General features: G+C 75.1%; 18 protein-coding genes and 2 pseudogenes. 6 read left to right on the top strand and 14 right to left on the bottom strand.

The annotated features are described in order from the left end of the window. The 3 genes from K353_RS22995 to K353_RS36620 all read right to left on the bottom strand — a co-directional run bounded on the left by K353_RS22995 (position 1) and on the right by K353_RS36620 (position 2483). Complete coding sequence (locus tag K353_RS22995) at positions 1 to 975, bottom strand: alpha-ketoacid dehydrogenase subunit beta (RefSeq protein ID WP_370447637.1); 975 nt, start codon at positions 973 to 975, stop codon at positions 1 to 3. Further along, entirely contained in the window at positions 975 to 2126 is a 1152-nt protein-coding gene (gene pdhA, locus K353_RS22990) for a pyruvate dehydrogenase (acetyl-transferring) E1 component subunit alpha (RefSeq protein ID WP_233533769.1), read from the bottom strand. The genes K353_RS22995 and pdhA overlap by 1 nt, the downstream gene beginning before the upstream one ends. A 231-nt stretch (positions 2127 to 2357) precedes the next feature. After that, positions 2358 to 2483, bottom strand: a complete 126-nt coding sequence (locus K353_RS36620) for a hypothetical protein (RefSeq protein WP_255410759.1) — start codon at positions 2481 to 2483, stop codon at positions 2358 to 2360. Between K353_RS36620 and K353_RS22985 the strand changes: the two genes are divergently transcribed. Both K353_RS22985 and K353_RS22980 read left to right on the top strand, forming a co-directional pair. Beyond that, complete coding sequence (locus K353_RS22985; RefSeq protein ID WP_111555426.1) at positions 2439 to 3098, top strand: response regulator transcription factor; 660 nt, start codon at positions 2439 to 2441, stop codon at positions 3096 to 3098. The two genes, K353_RS36620 and K353_RS22985, sit on opposite strands and share 45 nt — an antisense overlap. A gap of 58 nt (positions 3099 to 3156) precedes the next feature. After that, positions 3157 to 4242, top strand: a complete 1086-nt coding sequence (locus tag K353_RS22980) for a phosphotransferase enzyme family protein (RefSeq protein ID WP_199528211.1) — start codon at positions 3157 to 3159, stop codon at positions 4240 to 4242. A gap of 14 nt (positions 4243 to 4256) precedes the next feature. On the opposite strand, the gene K353_RS22975 is transcribed toward K353_RS22980, so the two are convergent. The 5 genes from K353_RS22975 to K353_RS22950 all read right to left on the bottom strand — a co-directional run bounded on the left by K353_RS22975 (position 4257) and on the right by K353_RS22950 (position 10412). Next, positions 4257 to 5957, bottom strand: a complete 1701-nt coding sequence (locus tag K353_RS22975; RefSeq protein ID WP_111555425.1) for a protein kinase — start codon at positions 5955 to 5957, stop codon at positions 4257 to 4259. A 180-nt stretch (positions 5958 to 6137) separates the two neighbouring features. Then, a complete protein-coding gene (locus tag K353_RS22970; RefSeq protein ID WP_111555424.1) occupies positions 6138 to 7454 on the bottom strand; it encodes a protein kinase in 1317 nt (438 codons plus the stop codon). A 103-nt stretch (positions 7455 to 7557) separates the two neighbouring features. Further along, complete coding sequence (locus K353_RS22965) at positions 7558 to 8178, bottom strand: bacterial proteasome activator family protein (protein ID WP_111555423.1); 621 nt, start codon at positions 8176 to 8178, stop codon at positions 7558 to 7560. Positions 8179 to 8269: 91 nt separating this feature from the next. Continuing rightward, positions 8270 to 9325 (bottom strand): hypothetical protein, encoded by a 1056-nt coding sequence (locus tag K353_RS34480; protein ID WP_158585466.1) that lies wholly within the window; start codon positions 9323 to 9325, stop codon positions 8270 to 8272. 103 nt (positions 9326 to 9428) lie between these two features. Further along, the gene (locus K353_RS22950) at positions 9429 to 10412 is read right to left on the bottom strand and encodes an NAD(P)H-quinone oxidoreductase (protein ID WP_111555420.1); all 984 of its coding nucleotides are present in this window, start codon (positions 10410 to 10412) and stop codon (positions 9429 to 9431) included. A gap of 200 nt (positions 10413 to 10612) precedes the next feature. Between K353_RS22950 and K353_RS22945 the strand changes: the two genes are divergently transcribed. Further along, positions 10613 to 11671, top strand: coding sequence for a TrkA family potassium uptake protein (locus tag K353_RS22945; RefSeq protein ID WP_370447641.1), 1059 nt, complete (start codon positions 10613 to 10615; stop codon positions 11669 to 11671). Positions 11672 to 11756: 85 nt separating this feature from the next. Here the strand turns inward: K353_RS22945 and K353_RS22940 are convergent, their stop codons facing one another. The 4 genes and pseudogenes from K353_RS22940 to K353_RS22925 all read right to left on the bottom strand — a co-directional run bounded on the left by K353_RS22940 (position 11757) and on the right by K353_RS22925 (position 15156). Continuing rightward, positions 11757 to 13001, bottom strand: coding sequence for a molybdopterin molybdotransferase MoeA (locus K353_RS22940; protein WP_233533768.1), 1245 nt, complete (start codon positions 12999 to 13001; stop codon positions 11757 to 11759). Continuing rightward, a pseudogene (locus tag K353_RS35970) lies at positions 12998 to 13417 on the bottom strand (DUF6457 domain-containing protein); the annotation flags it as partial. The gene K353_RS22940 and the pseudogene K353_RS35970, both read right to left, overlap by 4 nt. Before the next feature lie 144 nt (positions 13418 to 13561). Continuing rightward, positions 13562 to 14138, bottom strand: a pseudogene (locus K353_RS22930) (molybdenum cofactor guanylyltransferase); the annotation flags it as partial. A 94-nt stretch (positions 14139 to 14232) separates the two neighbouring features. Then, the gene (locus K353_RS22925; RefSeq protein WP_111555417.1) at positions 14233 to 15156 is read right to left on the bottom strand and encodes an MBL fold metallo-hydrolase; all 924 of its coding nucleotides are present in this window, start codon (positions 15154 to 15156) and stop codon (positions 14233 to 14235) included. Between the two features lie 197 nt (positions 15157 to 15353). Here K353_RS22925 and manA point away from each other — a divergent pair, with 197 nt between their 5' ends. Then, a complete protein-coding gene (manA, locus tag K353_RS22920; protein ID WP_111555416.1) occupies positions 15354 to 16547 on the top strand; it encodes a mannose-6-phosphate isomerase, class I in 1194 nt (397 codons plus the stop codon). Between the two features lie 61 nt (positions 16548 to 16608). On the opposite strand, the gene K353_RS22915 is transcribed toward manA, so the two are convergent. Beyond that, entirely contained in the window at positions 16609 to 17160 is a 552-nt protein-coding gene (locus K353_RS22915) for an HD domain-containing protein (RefSeq protein WP_111555415.1), read from the bottom strand. Positions 17161 to 17263: 103 nt separating this feature from the next. Between K353_RS22915 and K353_RS37255 the strand changes: the two genes are divergently transcribed. Then, positions 17264 to 18016, top strand: coding sequence for a GNAT family N-acetyltransferase (locus K353_RS37255; protein WP_370447636.1), 753 nt, complete (start codon positions 17264 to 17266; stop codon positions 18014 to 18016). Here K353_RS37255 and dnaB read toward each other — a convergent pair. Then, a complete protein-coding gene (gene dnaB / locus K353_RS22905) occupies positions 17977 to 19533 on the bottom strand; it encodes a replicative DNA helicase (protein ID WP_370447640.1) in 1557 nt (518 codons plus the stop codon). The genes K353_RS37255 and dnaB overlap by 40 nt on opposite strands. Before the next feature lie 537 nt (positions 19534 to 20070). Between dnaB and K353_RS22900 the strand changes: the two genes are divergently transcribed. Beyond that, positions 20071 to 21420, top strand: a complete 1350-nt coding sequence (locus tag K353_RS22900; protein ID WP_111555414.1) for an MATE family efflux transporter — start codon at positions 20071 to 20073, stop codon at positions 21418 to 21420. Positions 21421 to 21435 lie beyond the last annotated feature (15 nt).

Here is a 21435-nt window from a genome sequence, read left to right as displayed (position 1 = left end):
TCAGAAGGCGAACGTGCGGTCGACGGCGTCGAGCACGCGGTCCAGGTCGGGGAGGTAGGTCTCCTCGACGCGCGACGGCGGGTACGGGGCGTGGTAGCCGCCGACCCGCAGGATGGGTGCCTCCAGGTGGTAGAAGCAGCGCTCGGTGAGCCGGGCGGCGAGCTCCGCGCCCAGGCCGAGGAAGACCGGGGCCTCGTGCACGACGATGCCGCGGCCGGTGCGCTTGACCGACTCCTCCAGGGTGGCGAAGTCGATCGGCGACAGCGAGCGCAGGTCGACCACCTCCAGCCGGCGGCCGTCCTCCTCGGCGGCCTTCGCGGCCTCCAGGCAGACCTTGACCATCGGCCCGTAGGCGATCAGCGTGGCGTCGGTGCCGGGCCGGGCGATCCGGGCCGCGTGCAGCGGCAGCATCGGGTCCTCGCCGACCTCGCCCTTGTCCCAGTAGCGGCGCTTGGGCTCCAGGAAGACCACCGGGTCGTCCGACTCGATGGCCTGGCGCAGCATCCAGTGCGCGTCGTGCGCGTTGGACGGGCTGACCACCCGCAGGCCGGCGGTGTGCGCGAAGTACGCCTCGTGCGACTCGCTGTGGTGCTCGACCGCGCCGATGCCGCCGCCGAACGGGATGCGCACGGTGACCGGCATCTTCACGTGGCCGAGCGCCCGGGCGTGCATCTTGGCGAGCTGGGTGACGATCTGGTCGAAGGCCGGGTAGACGAAGCCGTCGAACTGGATCTCGACCACCGGGCGGTAGCCGCGCAGCGCGAGGCCGATCGCGGTGCCGACGATGCCGGACTCGGCGAGCGGGGTGTCGATCACCCGGTCCTCGCCGAAGTCCTTCTGCAGGCCGTCGGTGATCCGGAAGACGCCGCCGAGCTTTCCGATGTCCTCGCCCATCAGGACGGTCTTCGGGTCGCTCTCCAGCGACTTGCGCAGCGCCTCGTTGAGCGCCTTGGCGATGCTGAGCTGGCCGGCCATCAGTGGTGCTCCCCACCCTCGAAGGAGGCGGCGTACGCCTCGTACTCGGCGCGTTCCTCGTCCACCAGGGCGTGCGGCTCGCTGTAGACGTGGTCGAAGATCAGGGTCGGGTCGGGGTCGGGCATCGAGCGGACGCCCTCCCGCACGCGCAGGCCCAGCTGCTCGCTCTCGGCCTCGACCCCGGCGAAGAACGCCTCGTCGGCGAGGCCCTGCTTCTCCAGGTGGGCCCGCAGCCGCAGGATCGGGTCCTTGGCCTTCCAGGACTCGGTCTCCTCGGACTGCCGGTAGCGGGTCGGGTCGTCGGAGGTGGTGTGCGCGCCCATCCGGTAGGTGAACGCCTCGACCAGGACCGGGCCCTGGCCGGTGCGGGCGCGGTCCAGCGCCCAGCGGGTGACCGCGAGGACGGCCAGCACGTCGTTGCCGTCGACCCGGACGCCGGGGAAGCCGAAGCCGGCGGCGCGGCGGTAGAGCGGGATGCGGGTCTGCACGGCGGTGGGCTCGGAGATCGCCCACTGGTTGTTCTGGCAGAAGAACACCACCGGCGCGTTGTAGACCGAGGCGAAGGTGAAGGCCTCGTTGACGTCGCCCTGGCTGGAGGCGCCGTCGCCGAAGTAGGCGATCACCGCGTCGTCCGCGCCGTCCTTGGCGATGCCCATCGCGTAGCCGGTGGCGTGCAGGGTCTGCGAGCCGATCACGATGGTGTAGAGGTGGAAGTTCTTCTCGTTCGGGTCCCAGCCGCCGTGGTTCACGCCGCGGAACATGCCGAGCAGGTTCAGCGGGTCCACGTCGCGGCACCAGGCCACGCCGTGCTCGCGGTAGGTGGGGAACGCGTAGTCGCCGGTGCGCATCGCGCGGCCGGAGCCGACCTGGGCCGCCTCCTGCCCCAACAGCGAGGCCCACAGGCCCAGTTCGCCCTGGCGCTGGAGCGAGGTGGCCTCCGCGTCGAAGCGCCGGACCAGGACCAGGTCCCGGTAGAGCGCGCGCAGCTCCTCGGGCGTCACGGTGAGCGGGAACTCCGGGTCGTCGACCCGGTCGCCCTCCGGGGTGAGCAGCTGGACGAGCTCGGGTTCGGCGGTGGCGCCGGCCCGGGCGGGGTCAGGGACGCCGGGGGCGGCCTTCTTGCGCGCCCTCGACGTGCTTTTGACGGTCACGTTCACTCCTCGGTCTGTCCGGCCACCCGGGGTCGCCGGCGGCCGGTCCGGTCGCCTCCCCGGCTCGCGCGCGTGGGTGTGCGCACCAGTGCGGGCAGGCGGTGTTCCCTTTCCGACGGCGTCCTCACGAGAACGTTACCCAGCGGCGCCCTTCGGCGCGCTTGCGCTAGGACGTCCTAGTTGTTCCCCGGCGGGGATGACCGCAGGTGTGGCGCGGTCGGCCCGTTCCGGTCAGGACACCAGCGCACGGTATCCGGGCACGGGCCGCTGCGAAAGGGGGTAACCGGCATCGATTTGTGCGACGCTTTGCAAATGACTGATAACGGACATATCAGGGTTTTTCTCCTTGATGATCACGAAGTGGTCCGGCGCGGCGTGCACGACCTGCTCTCGATGGAGGACGACATCGAGGTGGTCGGCGAGGCGGGGACGGCGGCCGAGGCGCTCAACCGCATTCCGGCGGTCCGTCCGGACGTGGCGGTGCTCGACGTCCGGCTCCCCGACGGCAACGGGGTCGAGGTGTGCCGGGAGATCCGCTCCCAGGACCCCTCGGTGAAGTGCCTGATGCTCACCTCCTTCTCCGACGACGAGGCGCTGTTCGACTCGATCATGGCGGGGGCCTCCGGATATGTCCTGAAAGCGATCCGCGGCACCGACCTGCTCTCCGCGGTGCGCGACGTCGCGGCCGGCAAGTCCCTGCTCGACCCGGTGGCCACCAGCCGGGTGCTGGCCCGGCTGCGGGACGGCGGCGAGAAGGAGGACGAGCGGACCGCCCAGTTGACGAAACAGGAGCGCCGCATCCTCGACCTGATCGGCGAGGGGATGACCAACCGGCAGATCGGCAACGAGCTGCACCTGGCCGAGAAGACGGTGAAGAACTACGTCAGCAGCCTGCTGGCCAAGATGGGCATGGAGCGCCGCACCCAGGCCGCCGCCTACGTCGCCCGCCGACAGGCCGACCAGCAGCACTGAGAGCAGATTCGCACACGCTGTGTCAAGCACCCATCACGCCGAGTAATAGGCTCTGTGCGTGACGGACGGTCAGACCATCTCCCTCGCGCCGGCCCGCCCGGACGCCACCGCTCCCCCCGTCGGAACCCTCAGCCCCCCGGTCGCCCGCGCCGCCGTGGCCGGGGTCCTGCGGGCCTACCGCGTCCCGCCGCCGCTCGCGGTGGAACCGGTCGCGGAGGGCCTGCTCAACCGGGGGTACCGGATCACCACCGCGGCGGGCGACTACTTCCTCAAGTGCTACGTCGACCGGGCCACCGCCAGCCGGTCCGCGATCACCGCCCAGCACCGCGCCACCACCGCGCTGGCCGCCCGCGGCCTGCCGGTGCCGGCCCCGCTCGCCGACACCGGCGGCCGCACCGTCACCGCGCGCGGCGGACGGCTGTTCGCGCTCTACCCGTGGGTGGCCGGACACCACCGGCACGGCACCGGCCTCGACCCGGTCCGGTGCGGCGAACTCGGCGCCCTGCTGGGGGTGTTGCACGGCACGCTGGCCGAGGTGTGCGCCCCGCTGCGGCAGCCCGCCGGGGTGCTCAGCGCCGAGGTCGAGGAGACCGGGCGGATCATCGCCGAACTCCGCGCGCTGGCCCGCGCCCACCGCCCCTACGACGCCTTCGACCGGCAGGCCGAACAGCACCTGGCCCAGCGCCTGGACCTGCTCGCCGCCCACCGCCACCGCCGCCCCGGCCCGGCCGACGCCCCGCCCACCGGCTGGACCCACGGCGACTTCCACGGCCTGAACGTGCTCTACCGGGGAGACACCGTCAGCGCCGTCCTGGACTGGGACAAGCTCGCCCCGCACCCGGTCGCCGAGGAGGCCGTCCGGGCCGCCACCCTGCTGTTCAACGACCGCGCCACCGGCGTCCTCGACCTGCCCCGGGTCCGCCACTGGGCCCGCGCCTACCGGGCCACCGGCGCCGCGGACGCCGAACAGGTCGCCCGCGCCGTCCACCGGGTCTGGTGGGAGCGGCTGAACGACCTGTGGATGCTGCAGTGGCACTACCAGCGCCGCGACCACCGCGCCGACCCGCTGTTCCCGGCGGCGGCCGGGCAACTGGCCTGGTGGTGCGAGGAGTACGAGCAGGTCATCGACGCGTTCGCCAACTGACCTGCCCGCACCGCCTACTGGACGGGCGGCAGCCCTCCGACGGCCACTCCGGTGCTGGACGGGTTCGCGCTGGGCGAGTTGGAGGCGGGGGCGCTGGCCGACTCGCTGGGCTTGGTCCCGGTCGCGCTGGCCGAGGGCGACGCCGACGACGAGCGCGACGGGCTGGTCGAGGGCGACGCGGAGGGGCTGGTCGAGGGCGAGGCGGACGGCGAGTACGAGGGGGTCGTGGTCTCCGGCCGGCTGCTGCTGCTCGGGGTGCGGCTGGGCGCCTGGGTGGTGGGCTGCTCGCTCGGCTGGTCGGTGGCGTGGGTGCTGGCGCTCTGCACCGGCACCGTCGGCCGCTGGTCCTGCGGGCCCTTCGGGTGGTCGTCGTTGGCGGACAGCGCGAGCGCGACCCCGATGGTGGCGGCGAGCACCAGCGCGACCGCGCCCAGCACCCAGCCCCACGGGTTGCGCCGCCGCCCCGGCTCCTCGCCGTCCTCCCTGCTGCCGCCGCCCCCGCCGCCGGCCCCGACCGCCGCCGGGTAGGGCGACGCGGGCGTCCGGTAGGCCGAGGTGACCTGGTAGGGCAGCGCCTCGGTGGCGGCCGTCCCGGCGACCGGGTTCATCGGCTCGGTGAGCGAGGCGGAGCCGGTCGGCGGGGTGGCGTCCCAGGCTCCGGCCCCGGCGGCGGCCAACCCCGCCGCGGCGGCCGGGTGGCCGGCGCCGGCCGCGCCGTGCATCTGCCGCAGCGCGTGCTGCAGGTGGGCGCGGAACTCGTCGGCGCTCTGGAACCGGTCGTCGGGGTTCTTCTCCAGCGCCCGCAGCACCAGCCCGTCCAGCGGCGGCGGCACCCGGTCGTTGGCCCGGGACGGCGGCACCGGCGCGTCCTGGACGTGCTGGTAGACCACCGACAGCGGGGTCTCGCCGACGAACGGCGGCCGCAGGGTGAGCAGTTCGTACAGCATGCAGCCGGCCGCGTACAGGTCGGAGCGGTGGTCGACGGACTTGCCGAGGGCCTGCTCGGGCGAGAGGTACTGCGGGGTGCCCATCACCATGCCGGTCTGCGTCATGGTGGTGGCGCCGCCGGCCAGCGCCCGGGCGATGCCGAAGTCCATCACCTTGACCGCGCCGGTGGTGGTGATGATGACGTTGGCCGGCTTGATGTCCCGGTGCACGATGCCGTGCCGGTGGCTGTAGGCCAGCGCCTCCAGCACCCCGGCGGTGATGATCAGCGCCTGGTCGACCGGCGGCGCCTCCTCGTCCACCAGCAGCTCGCGCACGGTGCGGCCCTCGACCAGCTCCATCACGATGTACGGGGTGGACTCCCCGCCGTGCTGCTCCTCGCCGGTGTCGTAGACCGCGACGATCGAGTGGTGGTTGAGCGCCGCGACGGCGTGCGCCTCGCGGGTGAAGCGCAGCCGGGCGGTGTCGTCCTCGGCGAGCTCCGAGCGCAGCAGTTTGACGGCGACGGTGCGGCCCAGCCGGATGTCCTGGGCGGCGAACACCTCGGCCATCCCGCCGCGGCCCAGCCGCCGGGTCAGCCGGTAGCGGCCGTCGCCGACGGTGGGGAACGGAACGGCGCTGCCGCGCGCGGGAGTTCGGGGGCCGGTCGGGAACACCTCGGTGGGTCCGGTGGCCTCGTCCGGGCGGCCCGCGTCCCCGTCCCGGGCGTCCGCCCCGGGCATCTCCGGCCGCTGGTCCCCGTCGTCGTCCGGTCGTTCGCTCTGACCCATCGCTCCTCGCCCCGGGCACCCGCTCGGCGCGCGCTCGCCCTGTCGGTTCTTCTTCAGCACGCTACCGTCTCGCGCCCTTCGGCGTGGAACGGGACGGTACGCGCGGGGGTGGCTTCGGGTGGCGCGAACCTGTCGGCACCCCGGTTCGATTACCGTGTCGGTCGACCGCGCCCGACGCCGTCAGGAGGTGTTGGCGCCGGCCACCACGACCATCAGGACGATGAACGCCAGCATCAGCACACCGGCGATCACGCAGATCACGACCGCGGCGGTCGAGCAGCCGTTGCGCTCGTTGACCGGCACCGCCGGGTACGGCACCGGGGTGTGCGCCTGGGCCGGGAAGGGTCCCGGGGTGCTCTGCGGGAACGGCTGCTGGAAGGCCTGCTGCGGGAACGGCGGCGGGGTCTGCGCGGCCTGCGGGAACGGCTGCGGGGTGGGCACCGCGTACGGCGGCGGGGTCTGCGGGCCGGGCACCGGCCGGTAGGGCTGCTGCACCGATGACGGACCGGCCTGCGGGCCGGGCACCGGCGGGAAGTTGGTCAGCGACGGCGCGGCGTGCACCGAGCGCGGCCCCTCGCCGATCACCAGCGGGGTGGACGCCTGCAGGGGCGTGTTGCCGCCGCCCCGCTCCCCTGCCAGGACCCGCTCCACCTCCTCGCGCATCGCCTCCGCGGTCGGGAACCGGTGCGCCGGGTCCTTGCGCAGCGCCCGCTCCACCAGCGCGTCGATCCCCGGGGTGACCGCCCGGTTCAGCGTGGACGGCGCCGGCGGGGTCTCCTGCACGTGCTTGTACGCGATCGAGAAGGCCGAGTCGCCGTCGAACGGCAGTCGCCCGCTGAGCAGTTCGAACAGCATGCAGCCCACCGAGTACAGGTCGGACCGGGCGTCCACGCTCTTGCCGAGCGCCTGCTCGGGCGAGAGGTACTGCGGGGTGCCGACCACCATGCCGGTCTGCGTCATCGAGGTGACGCCGGACTGCAGGGCGCGCGCGATGCCGAAGTCCATCACCTTGACGACGCCCTTGCCGGACACCATGACGTTGGCCGGCTTGATGTCGCGGTGCACCAGCCCTTGGTCGTGCGAGGCCTCCAGTGCCGCCAGCACCGCCGCGGTGATCTTCAGCGCCTGCTCGTTGGGCATCGCCCCGAGGGTGGTCACCTGCTCGTCCAGCACGTCCTTGAGCGAACGGCCCTCGACGAACTCCATGACGATGTACGGCGTGGTCGACCCGTCCGCCGCGACGTCCTCGCCGGAGTCGAACACCGAGACGATGTTGGTGTGCTGGAGCCGGGCCACCGCCTGCGCCTCGCGCCGGAACCGCTCCTTGAACGAGGCCTCCCGGCCCAGTTCGGTGTGCAGCGTCTTGACCGCGACCTGACGGTCGAGCACCGTGTCGTGGGCCAGGTGGACGGAGGCCATGCCGCCCTGCCCGAGCATCCGCTGCAGCACGTACCGGCCGTGCCCGAGCGAGTACCCCTCGGTGGTGCCCTCAGTCATGGTCCCAGCTCCCCCTCGGCGCGCGGTACTTCCGGACACCGGTCAGGGTAGCGGTTCGGGGCCGCGCCGAAGCGCGGCCCCGAGAAGGCCACCGTGGGTAGGGCTACAGGTACGGACCGGAGCGGATTCCGCGGCCCGGACCGCCCTCCTCCGGGTCGCCCTCCGCGCCCTGGAGGCCCGGGGGCAGCGCCCGCCGCATCTGCTCCAACTGGGCCCGGGCGGCCATCTGCTGGGCGAACAGCGCGGTCTGGATGCCGTGGAACAGGCCCTCCAGCCAGCCCACCAACTGCGCCTGGGCGATCCGTAGTTCGGCCTCGGTCGGGATCGTGTCGTCGGCGAACGGCAGCGACAGCCGCTCCAGCTCCTCGACCAGCTCCGGGGCCAGGCCCAGTTCCAGCTCCTTGATCGAGCTGGCGTGGATGTCCTTCAGGCGCGCCCGGCTCGCCTCGTCGAGAGGCGCCGCCCGCACCTCCTCCAGCAGCTGCTTGATCATGCTGCCGATCCGCATCACCTTCGCCGGCTGCTCGACCATCTCGGTCACCGGCAGCTCGCGCGGCTCGTCGTCCCCGTCGCCCCGTCCGAGCCCGCCGGCCGGCGCGGTGCCCACCGCCATCCCGTCCGGCCCGACGATCAGCACCTTCGGGCTGTCCTCCGGTCTCCCGTTCGCCGCCTGTGCCGCCGGGAAGGGCTCCTGCTGAGACCGCTCGTTCATCGGGTTGGTCATAGCTCCTTCATATGCTTCATCCGCTACGGAGGTCAACGAAGCCGGACCGCCGATCGTCCCGCCCCGGCCGCTCCGTCTTACCGCTGCCGGCCTAGCGCCTACGCAGCCTCAGCCCGATCAAACCCAGACCCAGGCCGATCATTCCCAGCCCGGCGCCCAGCGGGAGCAGCCGCAGGGACGGATCGTCCCAGTGCAGCGGCGGTACGGCCGGCACTACCGGCCCGGCGGCCAGCGCCCCGTCCGCGGCCTCCGACGGCGTCCCCGGGTCGGCCGTTCCCGCCTCGTCCGGCAGCGCCTCGTCCTCCGCCGGGTCCGCGGCCGGGCCGCTCCGGCCGGGCGGTGCCGCCTCCGGCGCGGGCGCCGCCTGCCGTCCGGCGCCGCTCCCGCCCGGCCGGGCCGGCGGCGCCGGCCGGACCGGGGAGGCCGCCACGGTCGCCGCCCCGCTCGTCTCCGCCGTCCCGCTCGCCTCCGCCGTCCCGCCGTCCGAGGGCTCCGGCGACGGCGGGAGCGGCGGCACCACCGCCTGCTGGTGCCGCCCGTACCCGGGCACGGGCGGGGCGGAAGGGGAGGGGGTGGGCTCGGGCTGCTCCGCGGGGCCCGGGGACGCCTCGGGGGAGGGCGTGGGCGCGGCGGACGGTGCGGTGGACGGCGCGGCGGACGAGGGGGCCGGAGCGGCCGGGGACGGCTGCGCCGACTCGACCGGCGCGGCGGGCTCGGCCGGTCCGGCCGGTTCCACCGGGACGGCTGGCGCGGCTGGCGCGGCTGGCGCGACCGGGGCGGCCGGGACGGTGGCGGTGCGGGTGGAGGCGGCGGTCGGGGCGGCCGTCCCGGGGACGGGGGCCGGGGCGGTCGGCCCGGATATCGCGCCGCCCGGCGCCGGGCTCACCGGTGGCACCGTGACCTCGGCCGCGAGCCCGGCCACCTGCTCGCGCGCCGCGTCCAGCTGTGCTCGGGCCTGCTCCCGGGCCGCGTCTAGCTGGGCCTGCGCCTGCTGCCCCGGCCCGGCCGCCGGGTCGGCGGCCAGGGCTGGGGCGGCCAGCAGCAGCGGGAGCGCCACTCCGGTCAGCGCCGCCCAGCGGCGCAGCGCGGGCGGGCAGGCGGTGGCACGGGCCGGAACGGCGGGGGCGGGGCGGCGGCGAGCGAGCATGGAAAGCAGGTCCTCCCGACGGCCGTCCGCAGCGGGGTGCGGGCGGAGGCGGAACAGCTTGTGACCAGACTCACATATGCGGACACTCCGGGCATGTCGACCGTCAGTCGGCGGCTCCCGGCACCTCCAGGACCACCTTGCCGACCTGGGCGCCGGACTCGACCACCCGGTGGGCCTCGGCGGCCTCGGTGATCGGCAGGACCCGGTCGACCACCGGGCGGACCGCGCCCGCCTCGACCAGCGGCCAGACGTGCTCGCGGACGGCGGCGACGATGGCGGCCTTCTCGCCGAGCGGGCGGCCGCGCAGGTTGGTGGCGACCAGGGCGGCCCGCTTGGCCAGCAGGGTGGAGAGGTCGACCTCGGCCTTGACGCCGCCCTGCAGCCCGATCACCACCAGGCGGCCGTTGACCGCCAGGGCGTCGATGTTCCGCTCCAGGTACTTGGCGCCGATGATGTCGAGGATCACGTCGGCCCCGCCGAGCGCGGTCAGCTCCGCGGTGAAGTCCTGCCGGTGGTAGTCGATCAGCAGGTCGGCGCCGAGCTCGGCGCAGCGGGCCAGCTTCTCCGGGCTGCCCGCGGTGACCGCGACCCGGGCGCCGACCGCCTTGGCCAGCTGGATCGCCATGGTGCCGATGCCGCTGGCGCCGCCGTGCAGCAGGACGGTCTCGCCGGGGCGCAGGTGGGCGACCTGGAACACGTTGGACCACACCGTGCAGGCCACCTCGGGCAGCGCCGCCGCCTGCTGCGGCGTCAACCCCTTGGGCACGGGCAGCAGTTGGCCTGCGGGGACGGCCACCCGCTGGGCGTAGCCGCCGCCCGCGAGCAGGGCGCACACCTCGTCGCCGACCGCCCAGCCGGCCACCCCGGGGCCGACCTCGACGATCCGTCCCGCGCACTCCAGGCCGGGGTAGGGGGAACTGCCGGGCGGCGGATCGTAGAAGCCCTGGCGCTGCAGCAGGTCGGCCCGGTTGACCGCGGTGGCGGCGACCTCGACCAGCACTTCGCCGGCCGCCGGGACGGGATCGGGAACCTCGGCCCAGACCAGCCGCTCGGGGCCGCCGGGCTCGGGAATCGTGATGGCTCGCATGGCCGCCACGCTACGCCTCCCGTTCCCGCGCACCCCGCCCCCCTCGCCGTCAACGGACAGTCCGTCAGGGCCTCGGGGGCGGACCGGACAGGGTGGCGACACTCCGGCCCCGCCGTCACCCCGGGGCGACCCGACCCCCCATCCTTGTCCCTGTGCCGAAAACCACCCCGCCCCAGGACCCGGGTGCCCGACCGTCCTTCCTGACGCGCAGTCTCTTCCGGGACGCGGGCACCGACACCACCGACCCCACCCGACGGATCGCCCTCCCGTCCCGGCCGGGCCGGCCGCCGACCCTCCAGGTCGCCCGTCGGCTGCTGCTGGCGCTGGGCGTGCTGGCGGCCACCACGCTGATCGTGTACGCGGACCACGCGGGCTACCACGACAACGCGGACACCTCGGTCAGCCTGCTCGACTCGGCGTACTACGCCACCGTCACCCTCTCCACCACCGGGTACGGCGACATCACCCCGGTGAGCGACGGCGCGCGGCTGGTGAACATCCTCGTGATCACGCCGCTGCGCGTGGTCTTCCTGATCATCCTGGTCGGCACGACTCTCGAAGTGCTCACCGAACGCACCCGCCTGCAGTGGCGGATCGAACGCTGGAGGCACACCGTGCGGGACCACACCGTCGTCATCGGCTACGGCACCAAGGGTCGCAGCGCCGTGGACACCCTGCTGGGACAGGGCGTCCCGAAGGAGTCCATCGTGGTGGTCGACCCGCAGGCCAAGGCCGTCGAGCAGGCCACCCACGACGGGCTGGTCGGCGTGCTCGGCGACGCCACCCGGGCCGCCACCCTGATCCGGGCCGAACTGCCGCGCGCCGCCCAGGTGGTGGTCGCCCCCGAGCGCGACGACACCGCCGCCCTGATCACCCTGACCGCCCGCCAGCTGAACAAGGCCGCCACCGTGGTCGCCGCCGTCCGCGAGGACGAGAACGCCCCGCTGCTGCGGCAGAGCGGCGCGGACGTGGTGGTCACCTCCTCCAGCTCGGCGGGCCGACTGCTGGGCATGTCGATGCTCAGCCCCAACGCGGGCGCGGTGATGGAGGACCTGCTGACCTACGGCAACGGCCTGGACGTCACCGAGCGCCCGGTCACCAGGGCCGAGGCCGGACGCAGCCCGCGCGAGCTGGACGACCTGGTGGTGGCGGTGGTCCGCGGCCGCCGTGTGCTCAACTACACCGAGCCGGAGGCCGCGGTGCTCCAGCTCACCGACCGCCTGATCGTCATCAAGCAGGGCACCCAGGTCACCCACTGACCCGGGGCGCGAGGAGGGGGCGGTGTTCCACGTGGAACACCGCCCCCTCCTCGCGTCCGCCCGCCCGCCCGCCGGATTCCGGGGCTCAGGCCGCGGGCAGCGCCAGCACCTCCGCGTACTCCCCCGCCGCCAGGCCGCCGGGCGGGACGACCGCCAGCGCCTCGGCCCGGGCCAGACCGCGCAGCATCGCCGGTCCGTCGTGCGGCAGCGGGGCCAGCCCGGCGGCGGTCCGGCGCACCGGGTGCAGCCGGGTGTCGACGGGGTGCCCGGGCAGCGCGGCGGCCAGCGGCTCGACCGGACCGGCGGCCGGCGCGGCCCGGCCGGACAGCGCGTGCAGCAGCGGCAGGGCCAGCGTGACGGTGCCCGCCACCGCGGCCAGCGGGTTGCCGGGCAGCCCCACCAGGTGACGGCCGCCGGGCAGCGCCGCCAGCAGCATCGGGTGCCCGGGCCGCACCGCCACCCCGTCCACTAGCGGGTGCCCGCCGGTGGCCTCCAGCGCGGCGTGCAGGAAGTCCACCGGCCCGGCGGCGGTGCCGCCGGTGGTGAGCACCAGGTCCGCGGGCGAGTGCCGGATCGCGTCCCGCAGCAGCCCGAAGTCGTCCCGGACGTGGCGGCCGCCGAGCAGTTCGGCCCCCGCCCCGGCCAGCCAGGGCGGCAGCAGCGGACCGAGCGCGTCCCGCACCCGGCCCGGACCGGGCAGCCCCGCCACCAGCAACTCGTCGCCCAGCACCAGCAATTCGACGGTCGGACGGCGGTGCACGGCCAGCCGGTCGTGCCCGGCCGCCGCGGCCAGCCCGAGCACCGCCGGAGTCACCGGCAGCCCCGCGGGCAGCAGCTCCTCGCCCCGGCCGCACTCCTGCCCGCGCGGCCGGACGTCCTGCCCGGGCACCACCGCACCGCGCACCTGGACGGCGCCGTCCGGACGTTCGGTGAGCACGCCGTGCTCACGCCGGAGCACCCCGGTGGCGCCCGGCGGCAACTGGGCACCGGTGGCGATCTCCACCGCCGCGCCGTCCGCCAGCGGCGCGCACGGCTGCCCCGCCAGCACCCGGCCGGACAGCCGCCACGGCCCCGGACCGGCCACCGCCCAGCCGTCCATCGCCGAGGTGTCGAAGGCCGGCAGGTCGGTGAGTGCCGCCAGCGGCTCGGCCAGCGTCCGCCCCGCCGCCGCGGCCAGCTCCACCCGCTCCACCGGCAGCGGCCGGGCCCCCGCCGCCCGCGCCGCGTCCCGGGCCGCCCGCCACGGGCCCCCGCGCAAGGTGGCCGCCACCGAGGTCAACCGGACGTCACCGGCCGGGTCCACCGTCCCCATCCCCGCCGGCCCGCTCATCGCCCGTCCGCGCCGTCGGCCGCCGGGGCCGCCGGGGCATCAGCGGCAGCCGGGGCGTGGGCGTCGTCAGCGGCAGCGGCAGCGGCCCAGCGCTCGGCCAGCGCCACCGCCTTCGCGTTCGCCTCGGCCACCGCCGCCGCGCCGCCACCGGCCCCGGCCGCCGCGTAGCCGACCAGGAACGCGGTGAGCGGCGCCGCCGGCCGCTCGACCCCGTGCGCGACCACCCGGGTCATGTCCAACAGCCCGCGCACGTCCACCGCCAGGTCCACGCCCAGCTCGGCAGCGGCCGCGGCCATCCACTCGTCCAATGTGCGCTCCATGACGCCCATGCTGCCCGATCCGGGCACCCGCCGACCGCTTCCCCGGTGAGCGCCGCACGTCGTTTCGCTCACCCCCCGCCCCCGCCCGCCGTGAGCACCCCGCCGGAGCCGACCCCGCGCCCCGGACGGCCACGGGCCGCGGGCGGCTCCGGGCGGGTGCCGCCGGGTCGGGGAGGCCGCCGGACCCGCCCGTCGTGCGCGGCCCCCGTCCTCCTCCTCAGGACCCCCCGGTCTCCCGCCCCGCCCGGTCGCGGGCCGCGGCCAGCTCCGGCCAGGTGTCGCAGTCGAAGGAGGCGTGCGCCGGATCGGGCAGGCGGGTCAGGCGGAGCGGGGCGAGCAGGTGGCGGAGCGGGCGGCCGGACGGGTCACCGAGGGCGGCGAGCGCCGCGCGCAGGGCGGTGGTGCGGTAGGCGGCGGCCAGCGGCTGGTCGCGGCCGTCGGCGTCGACCAGCAGGGCGCCGTCCGGGCCGCCGTCCCCGTCGAGCGCGGCCAGCAGCCGCCCCACCGTCGGCCGGTCCAGGAACGGCAGGTCGGCGGCGAGCAGCAGGACCCGGGGCGCGGTCACCGCGGGCAGCGCGGCGGCCACCGCCGCCAGCGGGCCGCCGCCCGGCGGGTCCTCGCGCAGCCAGCGCACCCCGGCCCGCTCGGTGGGCCGCTCGGGGCCGACCACCAGGACCTCGCGGGCGTCCGCGCAGGCCGCCAGCACCCGGTCCAGCAGCGGGCGTCCACCGACCGTCAGGGCGGGCTTGTCGATCCCGCCGAGCCGTCGCCCCGCCCCGCCGGCCGCCACCACCGCGTCGTACCCGTTCCGCGTCACCCCCGCAGTATCACTCCCCGGCCGCCGCTCCTCCGGGGCCGCTCCCCGGGCGCCGCTTCCCCGGGGCCGCTCCCCGGGCGCCGCCCCCGCGGGGTCACTGGTCGTCGCCGTCGACGATCTCCGCGTCCACGATCCCGTTGTCCTCGTGCGGGACCTCCCGCCGCGCGACGTTCGCGGCCGCGCCGTGCTCCAGGATGGCCGGCAGGGTCAGGCCGCCGTAGCGCTCGTTCACCGCGGCGGCCAGCGCCTCCGCGTCCTCGGGGTGGTCGTGCAGCGCCTCGTCGAAGTCGCGCAGGTAGCCGGCGGTGAAGGCGAGCACCCGGTGCGCGGCGTCGTCCATGCCGGGGGCGCGGTGCCCGGCGATCACCCGGTCCACGCCGAGGTCGGCGATCCGGCCCAGGTTGTGCGACCACTGGTCGCGGGCGTCCGGGTCGGTGTCGGCCGTCCAGACGTGGGTGCCGTTGTAGGCGAAGTCGCCCGCGACCACGGTGCGGATGCTCGGCAGGTGGGTGATGGTGGAGCCCGCGCTGTCGCCCTGGCCCAGCTGCAGGACCCGGATCAGCTGGCCGTCGATCATCAGCGGGCGCGGCAGCAGCGGCGCGGGCAGCAGCGGCTGGTCCGGGACGTCGTCGCCGTACACCGGCTTCCACTGCGCGACCTTCGCCGCCGCGGTCCGCCCGATGCCCTCCACCACCGAGGGCGCGGCCAGCAGCTGCGCGGCCGGGAACAGCCGCAGCACCTCCTCCGCGCCGAAGTAGTGGTCGGGGTGCTGGTGGCTGACCACGATCGCCAGTAGCTCGCGCCCCTTGCCGGCGATCCACTCGGCCAGCTCGCGCCCGGCGCTGCGGGTCAGCTGGGCGTCGACCAGAATCGCCGTGCGCTCGCCCATGATCAGGCTGGAGGTGGCGAAGAACGCGCTCTCCGGGCCGGTGAAGACCTCGACCTCCAACGGGCGGACGGCCGGTGCGGCGTCCGCCCGGCGGCCGGGGGCGCTCTCGTCGGACGGTGACGCGGTCACGGCTGCTCCCCTGGTCGGTGCGGCGGCGGGCGCGGGCCGGCCCGTCCCGTCCAGCCTGGCCGGAAGGCCCCCGCGCCGCCGGGTGGGCGCGCCCAGGAGGGTGATCACCGCAACCCCCGGCCCGCCGCGGGCGTCGACTATTGTCGTTGGTCCCCGGCCACCGGGCACCTCGCGCACACACCCTTCCGGGAGCACTGATGGACCGGCTCGACAACACCGTCCGCGACTACGCCTGGGGTTCGACCACCGCCGTCCCCGAGCTGCTCGGACGGCCCGCCACCGGTGCGCCCCAGGCCGAGCTGTGGATGGGCGCCCACCCCGGCGCGCCGTCCCTGGTCGACCGCGGCGACGGTCCCGTCCCGCTGGACCGGCTGATCGCCGCCGACCCGGTCGGCGAACTGGGCGCCGCCTCCGTCGAGCGGTTCGGGCCGACGCTGCCGTTCCTGTTCAAGGTGCTCGCCGCCGCCCTGCCGCTCTCCATCCAGGCCCACCCGACCAGGGCGCAGGCCCGGGCCGGGTACGCCGAGGAGGAAGCCCGCGGCATCCCGCTGGACGCCCCGGAGCGCAACTACAAGGACGACAACCACAAGCCCGAACTGATCTGCGCGCTCGACGAGTTCGAGGGCCTGTGCGGCTTCCGCACCCCCGCCGGCGCGGCCGCCCTGATGGCCTCGCTCGACGTCCCCGGGCTGGCCCCGCTGATCGACCTGCTGCGCACGAAGCCCGAACCGGAGGCGCTCGCCGGGGCCCTCGCCGGGGCGCTCGGCCTGACCGGCGCGGCGGGCCGGGAGACCGTGGCCGCCGTCGCCCGCGCGGTCACCGCCGCCGCCCCCGCCGACCCGACCGGCGAGCTGGCCGGGTACGCCTTCGCCGCCGCCGAGCACCCCGGCGACCCCGGGCTGGTCGCCGCCCTGCTGCTCAACCACGTCCGGCTCCAGCCCGGCGAGGCGCTCTACCTCGGCGCCGGGCTGCCGCACGCCTACCTGCGCGGCACCGGCGTCGAGATCATGTCCAACTCCGACAACGTGCTGCGCTGCGGCTTCACCCCCAAGCACGTGGACGTCCCCGAACTGCTCAAGGTGGTCGACTTCCGCGCCGGCCGCCCGGAGATCCTGCGCCCCGCGCCCGGCCCGGACGGCGAACGGCACTACCCGGTGCCGATCGACGAGTTCCGGCTCTCCCGCTACGAGCTCACCGACCGCCCCGCCACCCTGCCCGGCGACGCCCCGCAGATCCTGCTCTGCACCGCGGGAACGGCCGAACTCGCCTCGGACGGACGGACGTTGACGCTCCACCGGGGCGAGTCCGCGTTCCTGCCGGCCGACGGCACCGCGACGCTGCTCACCGGCCCCGGCGCGACCGTCTTCCGCAGCACCGTCACGCTCGACTAGCGACCCCGGCCCCGGACCTGGATCGGACCCGGGACCGGGAGCAGCACCGGACCGGACCGGCTCAGACCGGGAAACGCCCCTGGTACGCCAGCCGCGCCCCGGCGTCCGCGCCGATCGCGGTGAGCAGCTCGTCCAGGCCCAGGAACCACGTCCAGCGCTCCCCGCCGCCCGCCCGCGCCAGGGCGTCGACCAGCAGGTCCTCCAGCTCCGGGACCCGCTTGTCCTTCCACACCTTGTCGGCCACGCAGACCAGCAGGTCCTCGGCCGTGGAGGACGGGCCCCAGTCGGCGTGCCCGGCCGCGAACCGGGCCAGCTCCGGGGCCACCCCCGCCGCCAGCAGCAGCTCCCGCCCGGCCGGTTCGTGCGCCGAGCCCGGGCCGGACAGCTCCGAGCGGTGCACCGCCTTCCCGATGTCGTGGGTGGCCGCCCCGAACAGCACCGCCTCCCGGTCCACCGCCAGCTCCGGACAGCGCTCCGCCGCCCAGTCCGCCAGCCGCGCCGCCACGTCGTGCACCAGCCGCAGGTGCGCCACCAGCCGCGGCGGCGCCCCCGCCCCGGCCAGCAGCTCGGCCGCCCGGTCCGGCAGCGGCAGCAGTTCCAGGTCATCGTCCATGGCGGGCGACCCTACCCGACCCCGTTCAATCCCTTGACCGTGGACGGGCGAGCGGGCTGCACTGGCCCCGGACAGGCGACGGCTACCGCGGAAGGCGGCGGCATTGATCGACATCCGGCCCACCACCGAGCAGGACCTCGACCTCTTCGTCGAGACCATGCACGCCGCGTTCGGGATGTTCGTCGGCCCGCCCGGCGCGGACGGCGGCGGCGTCTGGTGGTCGGCGTTCGAGCCGGAGCGCGGCCTGCTCGCCCACGACGCGGACGGCCGGCCGATCGGCACCGCCGGGGCCTACACCTTCGAACTCACCCTCCCCGGCGGGCGGATCGTCCCGGTCTCCGGGGTGACGGCCGTCGGCGCGCTGCCCTCGCACCGGCGGCGGGGCGTGCTCACCGCGATGATGCGCCGCCAACTCGCCGAACTGCGCGGACGCGGCGAGGTGCTGGCCGTGCTGCTCGCCTCCGAGTCGCTGATCCACCGCCGCTTCGGCTACGGGCCCGCCACCTCCACCCAGCGCTACACCGTCCCCCGGCGGCGCGCCGCCCTCGCCCCCGCCCGGGCCGGGTCCGTCGAGGCCGGGACGGTCGAACTGCTGCACCGCGGCAGGGCCGTGCCGCTGCTGGAGCACCGACGGCACGCTCGTCCTCGACGTCGACGACCCGTTCCTCGGCGAGCACCGGCGCCACCTGCTGACCGTCCGCGACGGCGGGGTCACCTGCGTCCCCACCGACCGCGCACCGCACTGCCTGCACTGGTTCTGAGACACCCCGCGCGCCACCGCAGAAGTCGAGCCGCCCCGGGCCGGGTCAGGTCAGGTCAGGTCACGTCCCTGGTCATGTCCACGAAGCGCGAGTAGTGGCCCTGGAAAGCGACGGTAATGGTCGCAGTCGGGCCGTTTCGGTGCTTTGCCACGATCAGGTCGGCTTCACCGGCGCGCGGCGACTCCTTCTCGTACGCGTCCTCGCGGTGCAGCAGGATCACCATGTCGGCGTCCTGCTCGATCGAGCCGGACTCGCGCAGGTCGGAGACCATCGGCTTCTTGTCGGTGCGCTGCTCGGGGCCGCGGTTCAGCTGGGAGAGCGCGATCACCGGGAGTTCCAGCTCCTTCGCCAGCAGCTTCAGGTTCCGGGACATGTCCGAGACCTCCTGCTGCCGGCTCTCCGCCCGCCGCGACCCGCCGGACTGCATCAGCTGCAGGTAGTCGATCACCACCAGCCGCAGGTCGTTGCGCTGCTTGAGCCGTCGGCACTTGGCCCGGATCTCCATCATCGACAGGTTCGGGGAGTCGTCGATGTACAGCGGCGCCGCACTCACCTCGGGCATCCGCCGGGCCACCCGCGTCCAGTCGTCGTCCGTCATGTTCCCCGACCGCATGTGGTGCAGCGCCACCCGTGCCTCCGCCGACAGCAGGCGCATGGCGATCTCGTTGCGGCCCATTTCGAGCGAGAAGATCACGCTCGGCAGGTTGTTGTGGATCGAACAGGCCCGCGCGAAGTCCAGGGCGAGCGTTGACTTGCCCATGGCCGGGCGGGCCGCGATGACGATCATCTGGCCGGGGTGGAGGCCGTTGGTGAGCTGGTCGAAGTCGGCGAAGCCGGTGGGGACGCCGGACATCTGGCCGGAGCGGGAGCCGATGGCCTCGATCTCGTCGAGGGCGCCTTCCATGATGTCGGCGAGGGGGGCGTAGTCCTCGTTGGTGCGCTGTTCGGTGACGGCGTAGATCTCGGCCTGGGCGGCGTTGACGATGTCGTCGACGTCGCCCTCGGCGGCGTAGCCCATGCCGGCGATGCGGGTGCCGGCCTCGACCAGGCGGCGCAGGACGGCGCGTTCGTGGACGATCTCGGCGTAGTACTCGGCGTTGGCCGCGGTGGGGACGGAGTTGACCAGGGTGTGCAGGTAGGAGGGGCCGCCGACGCGGGTGAGCTCGCCGCGCTTGGTGAGTTCGCCGGCCACGGTGATCGGGTCGGCGGGCTCGCCGCGGGCGTAGAGGTCGAGGATCGCGCCGTGGATGAGTTCGTGGGCGGGGCGGTAGTAGTCGGCGGGCTTGAGCACCTCGACGACGTCCGCGATGGCGTCCTTGGAGAGGAGCATGCCGCCGAGCACGGACTGCTCGGCCGCCAGGTCCTGCGGGGGGACGCGTTCGAAGCCCTCGCCGCCGAAGCCGCCCTCGCGGTCGCCGTCCCGGTCGCGGCGCTCACCCTTGGCCGGGAAGCGGTCGCCGCCCTTGCCGCCGTCCCGCCGCTGGAAGCCGCCGCCGGACCCGCCGGAGCCTCCGGACCCGCCCGAGCCGCCGGAGCCCTCGCGGCCGGCCGGGGCGCCGGAGCGGCGGGAGACCGGGAGGCGGTCACCCGGGACGTCGGGGAAGGCGTCCAGCGGGAAGGCGTCGTCGGACGGCTGCCAGTCGTCCTCCGGCGGCGGGGCGTCGTGGTCTTCGTACTGGGGGCCGGTCACGCGTGTTCCCCGATCAGCGAGCGGTGCGAGTTGGTGCGGGCCTGTCCGGTGGGGCGCGTTCCTTCCTACGCCACCGAGCCGACAGTTCCGGCCGTGTGCGGGCGGTGTCACGCGGCCACCGGGGTCTGGTCCGGAGCCACGGTACGGGGGCTCGGGCGGTTGTTCAAAGGCGGTTATCCACAGGGGGTGTGGATAACTGTCCCCAGGCTGTGGGTAACTCCGCCAAAGCTGTGCACAACCCTGTGGACACCACTGTGGATAACCACACGATCACCCTGGTGGGACATCGCTGACCTGCGGTGACTCTCCGCACAGCCTGTGCATGAGAAATTCTTCACACACCCGGGGCCCGAGCCGGGGGCCTGTTCGAGAGGCCGTTCGAGCCCGGGTCCGTCCACAGCGAAAGTAAGTGTCACAGGGCACTTACAGCCATTACCTGTGGATGAGTAGGCTGTGCCCATGCCCGTCCGACCGCCCACGGCCCGTCCGCACGCCGCCGACCGCCGCCGCCACGACCGGGAGATCCTCGCCCTGGCCGTCCCGGCCTTCGGCGCCCTGGTCGCAGAACCGCTGTTCCTGATGGCCGACTCGGCGATCGTCGGCCACCTCGGCACCGCCCAGCTGGCCGGCCTGGGCGTCGCCTCGGCCGCGCTCACCACCGTCGTCGGCGTGTTCGCCTTCCTCGCGTACGCCACCACCGCCGCGGTGGCCCGCCGGATCGGGGCGGGCGACCGGCGGGCCGCCGTCCAGCAGGGCATCGACGGGATCTGGCTGGCGCTGCTCCTCTCGGCCGGCCTGGTGGTGCTCACCCTGCTGTTCGCCCCGCAGGCCGCCCGGCTGCTCGGCGCCTCCGCCACCGCCGAGCCGCACGCCGTCACCTACCTGCGGATCAGCGCGCTCGGGGTGCCCGCGATGCTGCTGGTGCTGGCCGCCACCGGCGTGCTGCGCGGCTTCCAGGACACCCGCACCCCGCTGCTGGTGGCGATCGGCGGGTTCACCGCCAACCTGCTGCTCAACCTGGGCCTGGTGTACGGCGCCGGCCTCGGGGTGGCCGGCTCCGCCTGGGGCACCGTGATCGCGCAGAACGCGATGGCCGCGGTGTACGTGGCCGTGGTGGTCCGCGGCGCCCGCCGGGAGGGCGCGACGCTGCGGCCGGACGCCGCCGGCATCCGCGCCTCGGCCCGGGCCGGCGGCCCGCTGCTGGTGCGCACCCTGAGCCTGCGCGCGGTGCTGGTGCTGGCCACCGCGGTGGCCGCGCACCTGGGCGACGCCGAGGTGGCCGCCCACCAGATCACCATGACCGTCTGGTCCTTCGTGGCCTTCGCGCTGGACGCGGTGGCGATCGCCGGGCAGGCGATCATCGGCCGCTACCTGGGCGCCGGCGACCTGCCGGGCACCCGGGCCGCCACCCGGCGGATGGTCGAGTGGGGCCTCGGCGCGGGCGTGCTGTTCGGGCTGCTGATGGTGCTGGGCCGCCCGCTGTACGTCCCGCTGTTCAGCTCCGACCCGGCCGTGCGGGGGCAGCTGTCCACCGCGCTGCTGCTGGCCGCGCTGACCCAGCCGGTGGGCGGGCTGGTGTTCGTCCTGGACGGGGTGCTGATGGGCGCGGGCGACGGCCGCTACCTGGCCTGGGCGATGACGGCCACCCTGCTGCTGTTCGTCCCGGCGGCGCTGGCCGTCCCGGCGCTGGGCCTGGGGCTGGCCGGGCTGTGGTGGGCGATGAACCTGTTCATGCTGAGCCGGGCCGCGTTCCTGGCCGGCCGGGTGCGCACCGGCCGCTGGATGGTCACCGGCGCGGTCCGGGCCTGAGGACGGCACCGGGGA

The organism is Kitasatospora sp. SolWspMP-SS2h (assembly GCF_003259315.1).
GTDB lineage: Bacteria > Actinomycetota > Actinomycetes > Streptomycetales > Streptomycetaceae > Kitasatospora > Kitasatospora fiedleri.
This window is presented reverse-complemented; position numbering and strand designations above follow the sequence as displayed.